Annotated in this window: 11 protein-coding genes; 2 read left to right on the forward strand and 9 right to left on the reverse strand. The window is 67.1% G+C overall.

Translation table 11 applies throughout. From position 1 onward, the window contains the following. Window positions 1–26: 26 nt before the first annotated feature. The 5 genes from ACYVKL_RS32035 to ACYVKL_RS32055 all read right to left on the reverse strand — a co-directional run bounded on the left by ACYVKL_RS32035 (window position 27) and on the right by ACYVKL_RS32055 (window position 4,946). Entirely contained in the window at window positions 27–833 is an 807-nt protein-coding gene (locus tag ACYVKL_RS32035) for a DUF1460 domain-containing protein (protein WP_379167602.1), read from the reverse strand. Window positions 834–865: 32 nt separating this feature from the next. Next, entirely contained in the window at window positions 866–2,398 is a 1,533-nt protein-coding gene (locus ACYVKL_RS32040) for an AIM24 family protein (RefSeq protein WP_379167945.1), read from the reverse strand. Window positions 2,399–2,585: 187 nt separating this feature from the next. Next, a complete protein-coding gene (locus ACYVKL_RS32045) occupies window positions 2,586–3,830 on the reverse strand; it encodes a GH25 family lysozyme (protein ID WP_379167600.1) in 1,245 nt (414 codons plus the stop codon). 140 nt (window positions 3,831–3,970) lie between these two features. Continuing rightward, complete coding sequence (locus tag ACYVKL_RS32050; RefSeq protein WP_379167598.1) at window positions 3,971–4,612, reverse strand: cysteine hydrolase family protein; 642 nt, start codon at window positions 4,610–4,612, stop codon at window positions 3,971–3,973. Between the two features lie 7 nt (window positions 4,613–4,619). Next, the gene (locus ACYVKL_RS32055; protein ID WP_379167596.1) at window positions 4,620–4,946 is read right to left on the reverse strand and encodes a YciI family protein; all 327 of its coding nucleotides are present in this window, start codon (window positions 4,944–4,946) and stop codon (window positions 4,620–4,622) included. Between the two features lie 69 nt (window positions 4,947–5,015). Here ACYVKL_RS32055 and ACYVKL_RS32060 point away from each other — a divergent pair, with 69 nt between their 5' ends. Next, a complete protein-coding gene (locus tag ACYVKL_RS32060) occupies window positions 5,016–5,354 on the forward strand; it encodes a winged helix-turn-helix transcriptional regulator (protein ID WP_213557581.1) in 339 nt (112 codons plus the stop codon). Between the two features lie 6 nt (window positions 5,355–5,360). Here ACYVKL_RS32060 and ACYVKL_RS32065 read toward each other — a convergent pair whose 3' ends face one another. The 3 genes from ACYVKL_RS32065 to ACYVKL_RS32075 form a co-directional block, all read right to left on the reverse strand. Continuing rightward, complete coding sequence (locus ACYVKL_RS32065) at window positions 5,361–5,537, reverse strand: hypothetical protein (RefSeq protein ID WP_379167594.1); 177 nt, start codon at window positions 5,535–5,537, stop codon at window positions 5,361–5,363. Between the two features lie 128 nt (window positions 5,538–5,665). Beyond that, window positions 5,666–6,853 (reverse strand): glycosyltransferase 87 family protein, encoded by a 1,188-nt coding sequence (locus tag ACYVKL_RS32070; protein WP_379167592.1) that lies wholly within the window; start codon window positions 6,851–6,853, stop codon window positions 5,666–5,668. A 127-nt stretch (window positions 6,854–6,980) separates the two neighbouring features. After that, window positions 6,981–7,850 carry a LysR family transcriptional regulator gene (locus tag ACYVKL_RS32075; protein ID WP_379167590.1) on the reverse strand — a complete coding sequence of 290 codons (870 nt, stop codon included), beginning with the start codon at window positions 7,848–7,850 and terminating at the stop codon, window positions 6,981–6,983. An 82-nt stretch (window positions 7,851–7,932) separates the two neighbouring features. Between ACYVKL_RS32075 and ACYVKL_RS32080 the strand changes: the two genes are divergently transcribed. Then, entirely contained in the window at window positions 7,933–8,925 is a 993-nt protein-coding gene (locus tag ACYVKL_RS32080; protein ID WP_379167588.1) for a bile acid:sodium symporter family protein, read from the forward strand. Here ACYVKL_RS32080 and ACYVKL_RS32085 read toward each other — a convergent pair. Beyond that, window positions 8,852–10,306: a nucleobase:cation symporter-2 family protein gene (locus ACYVKL_RS32085; RefSeq protein WP_379167585.1), complete on the reverse strand. Its 1,455-nt coding sequence runs from the start codon at window positions 10,304–10,306 to the stop codon at window positions 8,852–8,854. The two genes, ACYVKL_RS32080 and ACYVKL_RS32085, sit on opposite strands and share 74 nt — an antisense overlap. Between the last annotated feature and the right edge of the window lie 361 nt (window positions 10,307–10,667).

Here is a 10,667-nt window from a genome sequence, read left to right on the forward strand (position 1 = left end):
CGTCGGATTCGCCGATACCGGGTCGATCAGTTGGGGCGCAGCACCACCAGGCCGGGGACCGTGGTCAGGTACTGGGTCAGCGGGGTGTCCACCACCTGCTCGTCGGCGGTCAGCGAGGACGCGTTGCGGAACATCGGCCCGTTCGGGGTGCTGACGAAGATGCCCACGTGGGTGACGTCCAGGCCCGCCGTGTCGGTGTACGCGCCCAGGAAGTCACCGGTGTGCAGATTCCCGATGACGCCGTTGTCGAAGGCCGCGGCCGGCACATAGGTGATGTCGCGATCGACCACCGGCAGACCCGGAAGGTAGTTGCCGCCATCGGCTTTCGCGTTGAGATGCTTGGTGACGGTGACCGCGCCGGGGGAGAGGGAGCGGGTGATGTCGGCGGCCGCGGTGCGGTTCACCGTCGCCCAATCGGTGAAGAAGTGCTTGCGGCTGGTGAATTCGACCCGGGAATCGGCGTAGCGGGTGGCGACCAGGTTCTGCACGAACTGCGCGCGGTCGGCCGAGCGGCTCAGCGCGTCCACGTAGTCGAGATAGGTGAAGCAGTCGACGGCGCGGAAGTCGACCACCAGCTGCTCGGGCTGCGCGGCCGAGCCGATGAGCATGTTCGCCCCGTAGGGGGTCCCGAGGAAGCGGCTGGAGAGTTGCGCGATCGCCGCGGTTCGGTCGCCGGGGATCGAGTTGCGCAGCGCGAGCAGCTCGTCCAGCTGCCTCGAGGTGGCCTCGTCCAGCGCCGGCTCGGCGGGCGCCGCCATGGCCTGCGAAGGCAGCGCTACCAGCGCCGAGACGAGCGTGACCAGCATCAGCAGTACTCGGGTGAGTGCGCGCAAGACCCCTCCATCGGAATGAGACTGCCCCGACGCTACCCCAGCAAGCCGCCCAGCAGGCCGCCCGACTGCCCGGCTTCCTGCCCGCCGCCGGTGCCGCCGATGAATCCGCCCGGCGGTAGCTCCGAGGGCTGCACGATCACGAAACCGCGGCCGGAGAACGACAGCGTCAGCCCCTCACCGGTACTGCGGCCGATCAGACGCGCGAAACCCATGGAGTCGTTGCGCTTGATCCCGGTCTGCAGACTCGACGACCACGCCACCGCGGCCTGCGGATCCGCGTAGGTCGGCTGATCGACGTTCAGCACCACCGGCTGGCCGTGCGTGGTGATGGCGATCCGGCCGCGACCGGTGAACACACAGTTGAAGAAGCCGGCGTTGCTCGCGTAACCGGCCGCGCCCTGCACCCGCTGGATGTTGTAGGAGAGCGAGGAATCGAAGGCCAGTACGTTCGCGCCGTTGATGGTCAGCCCGTCGGTGCCGTCCAGATCCACGATGTGCACATCGGAGGCGGCATTGGCCAGGAACAGATCCCCGCGGCCCGTCACCTGCATGAGCGGCACGCCCTCGCCGGTCAGTCGCTGCTGGATGGCCCGCCCGATCCCACCGGACCCGAGCGCCTTGAACCGCAGATCACCCTGATAGGCCACCATCGATCCGGCCCGGGCCAGGGTCTCCCCGTCGACCGCGACCCGAATCATCTTGCTGCCCTGCTTTTGAATGCCGGCACCGCTGACCTCGGCGTGTTGCGGATTGAACAGCTCGCTCTGCACGGGCGGAACTCCTTGTGATGCGGGGTGATTCGGTAGCGGGGCCGCGGGCGGATACGGCGGCGGGAAAGACTGCGGGGCCACGGGTGCCGGGAAGGCCTGTGCGGGCATGGTGGGCGCCGGAAAGCCGGGTTGCGCCGGCATGTGCTGCGCGGGCATCGGCGGCTGGGCGGGCATGGCGGGCTGCGGCGGCGCGGGGTTGGGCAGCGTCGGCAGGTACTGCGACGGCTGCGGCGGAAACGGCTGCGCCGGTGGGGCGGTCGGCATGGGGAAGGGCTGCGCCGGTGCGGTGGGTTGCGGCGGCGTCGCCCGCGCCGGAGGCGGCGGAGTCTGGACGGGCGGCTCGGGGTCGTCGTCGATGTTGACGCCGAAAGCCGCGGCGAGCCCGGCCAGTCCGTCGTCGTAGCCCTGGCCGACCGCGCGCACCTTCCAGCCGTCGCCGCGGCGGTAGATCTCGACGCACACCACGGCGGCTTCGCTGGTCAGGCCGTTCATCGGGAATGTCAGTGTGCCCGCGTCGGATCCGATGGTGGCGGTCAGCGAGCCGGCCCCGGCGAAGGTGGCGGGCCCGCTGCCGTCGAGGCTGGCGGTGATGGCGATCTTGTCCACGTCGGCGGGCAGGGCGGCGGTCGCGACATCCACCATGTCGCCGGACCCGCGGCCGTGCCGATACACCACGCCGGGGCCGACCGGTTGGTTGAAGAAGATGAAGTCACCGTCCGACCGCACCCGCCCGTCCGCCCCGAGCAGCAGCGCGGACACATCCACTGCGGCGGAACAGGTCACGGTGACCGTCATCCGGTCGGCGGGCGCGGGCCGATTCTCGCCGCGGGCGAGCGCCGTCACCTCGGCCCCCCTCGATCGGCGCTTACCCGTTCGGGCGATAGACGATTCACAGCTCCTAGTTTGTCGAAAGTCGCGGGCGATGGCCATCCGGGGTTTCCCCCAGCTGTCGCCGGCTCAGCCGCCCGCGACCCGGGACGCGTTACGCAGCAGCGATGTCCGTGGCCGAGACCGTGCCGTTGACGAGCGCGGGTTCCCGCCCGCACAGCCGAATGAGCTCGTACAGATCACCATCGAACTTGTCGACGCAGCAGGTGTTCTGCGTGCCGATGACCGCGTCCGATGCGAACTGCAAGATCCGCGGCTTGCGGCCCGACACGGGATTCCAGCCCGACTGGAAATCGGTCACGCCCTGGTATTGCTCCTTGAAGGCGCGTGGTGCTCCGGAACCCTGGTAATTGCTGTTCCAGATGTCGTAACTGCCGTCGAGCGTATCCCCGTAGAGCCACTTCGGCGCATAGGCGATCACATAACCGCAGGCGCTCTGTTCCGTCATTCGCTGGCACAACAGATCCACCGCCAGGGAGATTTCGTCAGGATTCGGCGGGCGCGGCATCGAATTGGATTCCTCGGCGTCGATCTGCCAGATCCACGGCACGTCTTTCCACCACGGGACCTGCTGATCGACGGTGTCCATCCAGAAATTCACCTGCTGCTCGATATTGTCGGGCCACAGGAAGTGATACGCGCCGAGGACCGGAATTTCGGCGCCGCGTGCTCTTTCCAGCGCCTCCTGGAAGTGCGCTGCCCGCCAATCGCTGCCTTCCGTCGATTTATGGGTGAAGAACGAGATGCCGTCGCGCTGAGCGGCGAGCAGATTCATGGGCCCGCGGTCCCAGTCGTAGTCGGACGCATCGAATCCCCAGACCGGGGAGGTGTTCGCAACACTGGTCGGCGTCGACGTTCCCGCGGTCGACGGGTGGACGCGGTCGGGCGCGGATTCGCCGGCCCGCTGTTCGATGCGGGTCATCAGGTCCGCGGACGTCGCCCAGTGGATGTGGTCGTAGTGTCCGATGGTCTGTGGACCGCCGTAGACACTGCCGCCCGGGTTCCGGATCTGGTTCTTGACGTAGAAGCCGTCATCGTCATCGAACGGTGTGGAGTGAATCAATTCGACGGTGAAATCGGCGTAATTGTCGTAGAGCCATTTTGCGAAGTCGCGCATCTTCACATTGCCCTCCGGTGTCATTCCGCCCGCGCCGATATCCAATGCGGCGGTCGGTGACTCGGCATAGGTCAAACCGTAGTGATGCGAAACCGCTCCATGGTCACCGTCCATTCCGCTGGTTATATAGATATCGTCGGCGTTGGGGTAGGTCTCCAGAAACTGTGCCATCCGGTTTCCCACTGGTCCGGTGACGACGTTCGGCCATCGCGCAATAGTCATGCGTAGCCTCCTTCGGGACTGTGGATCAATTGTAGGCGATCCGCAGCCTCGGCAGGCCCAGTTGGAAAATGACGGAATAACCTGATTTGCCCCAATCTAATAATCGGTCGACCGGTTTTCTTTATCGGTCGACCGATTAACTAGCGGCTATTCATGAGCGCGGTCAGATCGGCCACGTCGGTGGTACGGGAACCGCCCGCGAAGGCCAGTGCGGCCAGCGAGCGTTCGGCCGCCCCGGGATGGCCCGCGCCGCAGGCATCGGTGATTACGATGGGCAGGTAGCCGAGATCGGTGGCGTGGCGCACGGTGGGTTCGATGCCGACCTCCAGGGCGATGCCCGCCACGGCGAACGCGCCGATGCCCAAGTCCCGCAGCGCGATATCCAGGGGCGTCGCGGCGAAGGCCGACATGGTGATCTTGTCGAAGACCACCTCGTCCGGGCCGGGGGTCAACTCGGGTACCAGGTGGTACTGCGGCGAACCCTGGGGGAAGGCCGCGCGCACCTCCGCCGGATCGTCCACGCGCTGCCATTCCATGGCCGTGCGCAATTGCGAGACCCCCGCGGCCGCAGGGGGAATGGACATGTGCCGGGTATAGAACACGCGGAAACCGTTTGCGCGGGCCGCATCCCGCAACTGCACGCAGGACTTCACGATCGCGTCGCCGTCCGGAATCTGCCCGGCGATGCCGACCTGCATGTCGTAGATCAGCAGCGCCATCCGGTCCGGATGGCAGGCGTCCGCGACGGTTTGCGGAATGGTGAGGCCGTAGGCTTGTCGCATGGCTGCCTCAGCGGGTGCGGTCGTAGGGTTCGGCGACATCCACCGAGGCGTCCATCAGCGCCTCGATCGGCAGCGGGGCGGTGACCGGCACGTAGGTCCACTCCAGGAAGCCCTTCTTGGTCAGCGGGAAGTCGTTCACGTACCGCCGCGCCTCCTCGACGCTGTCGACCTCGAACACGATCACCACCCCGGGTTCGTCGGCGCGGGCGTAGTTCTCGCGCACGATGCCCGCCTTCCACAGCCGCCACACATTGGCGACCTCCTCGGGCAGGTAGGGGGTGATGGTCTCCAGGGTGACGCCGGGTTTGAATCGATCGAATGTGATGACCTTCATGGGAATTCATGAAAGTCGCATGATTACAGTGTTACAAGAACGCACTTTTCGGTAAGTACCGGAGGCGAGGTGTCGGTGAAGCGCTACTACTGCCCGGTCGAGGTGACCGTCGACCTGATCGGCGGCAAGTGGAAACCGGTGATCCTCGCCCACCTCAAGGAAGGGGTGCGCCGGTACGGCGAACTGCGCCGGCTGATGCCGGATACCAGTGAGAAGATGCTGGTCCAGCAGTTGCGCGAACTGGAGTCGGACGGTCTGGTGCGACGCACCGTGTTTCCCTCGGTGCCGCCGCGGGTGGAGTACGACCTCACCGACGAGGGCTGGAGCCTGGTTCCCGTGCTGACCGCGCTCTACGAATGGGGTGAGAAGCGCGGCGCACGGGCGGGTCTGGTGATCGAGGCTCCGTAGTGGCGGTCAGGCGGCGCGGTCGGTGCGCTCGGTGTGGTCCGGGTGCGGGATGTCCGCCTCGTACTGGGCCCGGTGCAGGGCGCACCGGAATTTCGGGCCCGGCTTGACGTAGGCCGGGTCCAGCCGCTGGGTGAAGGTGAGGTTGTCACGCCGCCAGCAATCGATGCACACCAGGTCAGTCATGGCGTCCTCCTCTGTCCTCGCTCGCGAAGGGTTTGTGGGAGAGGGATTCCCATCCACGGCCTGTTTCGGATATAGGTCCGGGCACTCTTCCATAACGGATGCGGCCGGTTTGCCGACCGGTCGGTTGCTTAGGCCGTGCGGCGGCCGCGTCGGAGCGACATGATCAAACAGGCTGTGATGACTGCGTAGACGAGCACGTAACAGTTCAAAAGCACCTGGTAGGCCGGCCACGACGGGGGAAACAGGAACCAGCCCACCACCACCCAGCGGTCAGTCCAGTGGTAGGCCCACGCGCCCGTCGCCACGTAGAGCAATCCCGCCGCAGCCCACCAGCGCACGTCGGTCAGCGCCCGATGCACCAGGTAGACGAACAGCGGCAGGAACCACACCCAGTGGTGATTCCAGGAGAACGGGGACACCACACAAGAAGTCAGGCCCGCGACCGTCGCGGTGAGCAGCCGCTCGCCCCGGTTGTAGAGCACCGCCGCGAGCACCAGCCCGCCGATCGCCACCGGAACCGCGACCAGCAGCCACAGCCATTGCGGCACCGGAGCATCCGTGAGGTGCGCGATCGCGCCACGCAGGGACTGATTGGCAGGCTGGGTATCCGGGGCGATCCGATCGGACTGGAAGAACGTCCGGGTCCAGTACTCCCGGGAATCGGACGGCAGCACGGCGGCGGCCAGCGCGATGGTCACCACGAAGGCCGCCGCGGCCGTCAGCGCCGCCCGCCACCGCCGCAGCACCAGGAACTGCGCCACGAAATACAGCGGCACCAGTTTGATCCCCGCGGCCAGGCCGACCCCGATCCCGCGCAACCGGCTGTGCTCCGGCCGCGAGAAGTCCCACAGGATCAAGGCCATCAGCACCAGATTGATCTGGCCGTAGTAGAGCGTGGTGCGGATCGGTTCCACGAACATGCAGGTGGCCGTGAGCAGGGCGCTCACCCCCACCAGCGACCAGGTGAGCTGGTAGCCGAGCACCTTCCAGCACAACAGGACACAGACGTAGAGCACGCAAATGTTCAGGGCCAGCCAGGTATTGGTGACATTGGCCCAGGGGATCCCCAGGATCGGCAGGAAGATCAGGGTGGAGAACGGCGTATAGGTGTAGGACAGGCCGCGGTGCGTGGTCTCGGTGTAGAGCGGATGGTGGTTGTAGATCTTCCACGCGCCGTCGCGGTAGACGTGCACATCGAAGCCGCCGGCCAGAAAACCCACCTGATCCAGCCACGGATCCACCGTCGTGAAGATCAGGACCAGCGACAACACCGCGCCGCAGGCCAGCACCCAGCACGTGGTCCGGTTCCACACCACTGGCGGCGCATCGGAATCACCAATGGCCGCACCGTCATTCGTCCTAGCACCGATCAACACCCAACCCACCTCAGATGTGCGATACCCCCGGTGTTTCAGACCATACCGCTATCGCCGTGCAGCGTACTCACAGCACGGCCCGCGTGGTCTGGAGTGATAGGCGGCGGGCATCGGCGGCGATCGCGTCCGCGAGGGCCTGCGCCGGGTCCGGCAGCCGGGTGCGGCGCTGCATGAGCACGAAGTCCAGCTCCCCCAATTCGGGGAGCCGGGGATCGGTGAGCGGCACCAGGCCATCGGGCAGCACACCCGCCGCGTGCACGATGATCCCGAGTCCGGCCAGCGCCGCGGCCCGCAGGCCCAGCAGGCTGTCGCTGACACAGGTGACCCGGCAGGCGCGGCCCGCGTGTTTCAGTGCGCGCAGGGCGCGTTGCCGGGTCAGGCTCGGCTCCGGATACGTGACGAAGGGCACAGGATCGTCGAATTCCCTTGCGGCCGAGGGGCCCGCCCAGACCAGCCGATCCCGCCACAGCAGCGTGCCGTGCTTCTCGCCCGGCAGCCGCTTGCCGAAGACCAGGTCGAGTTCGCCCGCGGCCATCCGGGATTTGAGCGACTCGCTCAACCCGACGGTGAGCTCGAGATCCACGCCCGGATGGGTGCGCTGGAACTCCACCAGGATGTCGGGCAGCGCGCGGGCCATCACGTCGTCGGACGCGCCGAGCCGGACCAGGCCGGTGAGGGTGGACTCGGAGAAGTAGGCCGCCGCCTGGGCCTGCGCGTCGAGGATGGCGCGGGCGAAGCCGATCATGGCGGCGCCGTCGGCGGTGAGGGCCAGATTGCGGGTGTCGCGGCGGAACAACTCACGCCCGGCGGCCTGTTCCAGCCGGGCGATGTGGCCGCTCACGGTGGATTGCCGCAGGCCCAGTTCGCGGCCCGCGGCGGTGAAGCCGCCGGTCCGCTCGACGGCCAGGAAGGTGTGCAGGAGCTCGGGATCGAACATCGGTCAATTATCGCGGATCGCGATGATAGATATCGGAACGAACGACTTTCGCGATCAGTGCTCGACTCCTAACGTCGGAAACGTGCAGCTCCTCGCCAAACTCCGGATCGACTCCTTCATGGTCGGCATTCTCGCCACCGTGGCGCTCGCGGCCCTGCTGCCCGCCCGCGGCGAGGCCGCCGAGCTGCTGGGCTGGGCCACCAAGGTCGCGATCGCGGTGCTGTTCCTGCTCTACGGCGCGCGCCTGGAACCCCGTGAGGCGCTCGACGGTCTGCGGCACTGGCGACTGCACGCCTGCGTGCTGGCCGCCACCTTCGTGCTGTTCCCATTGCTCGGGCTGGGTCTTCGGGTGCTGGTGCCGGGCGTGCTCACCCCCGACCTCTACACCGGCGTGCTGTTCCTGTGCCTGGTGCCCTCGACGGTGCAGTCCTCCATCGCCTTCACCGCCATGGCGCGCGGCAATGTGGCGGGCGCGGTGGTGAGCGCGTCACTGTCCAACCTGATCGGCGTGTTCGTGACCCCGCTGCTGGTCGTGACATTGCTGAACACCACTGCGGGCGTGCGGGTCTCGCCCTCGGCGGTGCTCGCCATCGTGGTGCAGCTGCTGGTGCCGTTCCTGGCCGGGCAGCTGTTGCGACCCCGCTTGCGCTGGGTGCTCGGCCACCCAGCCGCCACCAGGGCGGTGGATCGCGGCTCGGTGTACCTGGTCGTCTACGCGGCGTTCAGTGCCGGTGTGACAGAAGGCATCTGGCGCGGACTGTCCGCGGGAGTGCTCCTCTCGACGGGGCTGGTCTGCGCGGGACTACTGGCGGTGGTGCTGACCGTCACGTCGGTGAGCAGCCGGTTGCTCGGGTTCTCCCGCGACGATCGCATCGTGGTGACCTTCTGCGGATCCAAGAAGAGCCTGGCGACGGGCCTGCCGATGGCGTCGGTGCTGTTCGCCGGGCACCCGGTCGGCCTGATCGTGCTGCCGCTCATGCTCTTCCACCAGATCCAGCTCTTCACGTGCGCGGCGCTGGCTCAGCACTATGCGCGGTCTCCGGAGCCGGTCGCCGACCTGCTCCCCAGTGGTTGAAGACCAGATTCAGCACGAAGACCACGATCACCGCGGAGGTGATCGGGCTGCCCGCGATCATCTGGAAGTCGGTGGGGAACTTGGTGTAGATGTTCGGCGCGACCGCCGGCAGCAGTGCCACCGACAGGGTGACCGCGATGATCAGCATATTGCTGGTGCCCTCGAACTGAACCTTGTGCAATACCCGCAGCCCGACCGCGGTCACCATGGCGAACATGACCGTCGCCGCGCCGCCGACCACCGGACCCGGCAGCGCCGCCACCACACTGCCCACCTTGGGGACCAGCCCCAGGGCCACCAGCATGCCGCCGCAGGCCGCGACCACCCAGCGGCTGCGCACCCCCGTCAAGCCCACCAGACCGACATTCTCGGCGAAGGCCGTGTCGGGGAAGGAGTTCATGAAGCCGGCCAGCACCGCGGAGAAGCCGTCGGCGGCCAGACCGCGACCGAGATCGCCGGGTTCGAGGTCCTTATCGACCATCTCGGCCACGGCGACTATGTCGGCTGTCGATTCCGTGAAGGTCACTAACATGACCACGCACATGGAGATGATCGCGCCCAGATGGAACTCGGGCGCACCGAAGATGAACGGCTTCGACACCGCGAACCAGCCCGATGAACCGACGGCGGACATGTCGACCAGATGCATGGGCACCGCGACCAGCGTGCCGATCGCGACGCTGAGCAGCACCGCCAGCTGACTCACCAGCCCGCGCCCGAAGCGGTGGATCACCACGATCAGCGCGATCACCAGACCGGCCAGCGCGACGTGCGAAACCTGGCCGTAGTCGGCGGCTTTCGGGTCGTCGCCGGCGATCAGCCCGGCGTCCGCACCGATCAGCGACAGTCCGATCACACAGATCACGCACCCCGACACCAGCGGCGGGAAGAAGCGCACCACCATGGCGAAGAAGCGGGCGATGATCAAACCGAACACGCCCGACACCAGGATCGCGCCGTACACGGTCGGGAGCCCGGCCTCGCCGCCGCCGAACTGCTGCGCGATGAGGATCATCGGCGAGACCACCGTGAACGTCGCGCCCGCGACCACCGGCAGCCGCACACCCAGAATGCGGCCGACGCCGACGGACTGAATGATGGTGACGATGCCCGAGACCAACAGGTCGGCGTTCACCAGCAGGCCGATGGTGTGCGCGGGCAGTTTCAGCGCCCCGCCGACCAGCAGCGGCACCGCGACCGCGCCCGCGTACATGATGGCCAGGTGCTGCAGGCCCAGCAGCAGCAAGCGGGGTGGCCTGGGTATCTCGTCGACCGGATGCGGGGGAATGGGGGGCTTGTCCACTACGCCGTCGGTGGCGGCATCGATTTCGGATTTACGGGAGGGACGCGCTGGGCCTTTCGGCAGAAAGCGCATTTGCATGAGAAGCCTCCTGGAACGCGTGGACCGCGGGCCGGAAGAGGCCGCGACCACGAACCGAATGATGGCGCAGGAAATGCCCGCTCCGCAGCGGATTGTTCGATTGTCCAGCCGGTTCGGCGTGGCTTCCGGCCGCCTTCGTATTTTCCTACAGAATCACACGGTCGGCGGCATCCCGTGTTGCCGAATATCCCGCCCGGACGTAGGTTCGGGCGACATATTTCGTGGTCACGGACAGGAGGCGACCGGATGGCCGACAACTCCGACCTGCGTCGTCTCGCCCACCGCACGGTGTGGGTGCCCGGGCGCGTGGCGCACGGCTGCTGAGCACTCTTTCTCGACGAGCGGAATTAATCCGCCGACA

Source organism: Nocardia tengchongensis (assembly GCF_054781395.1).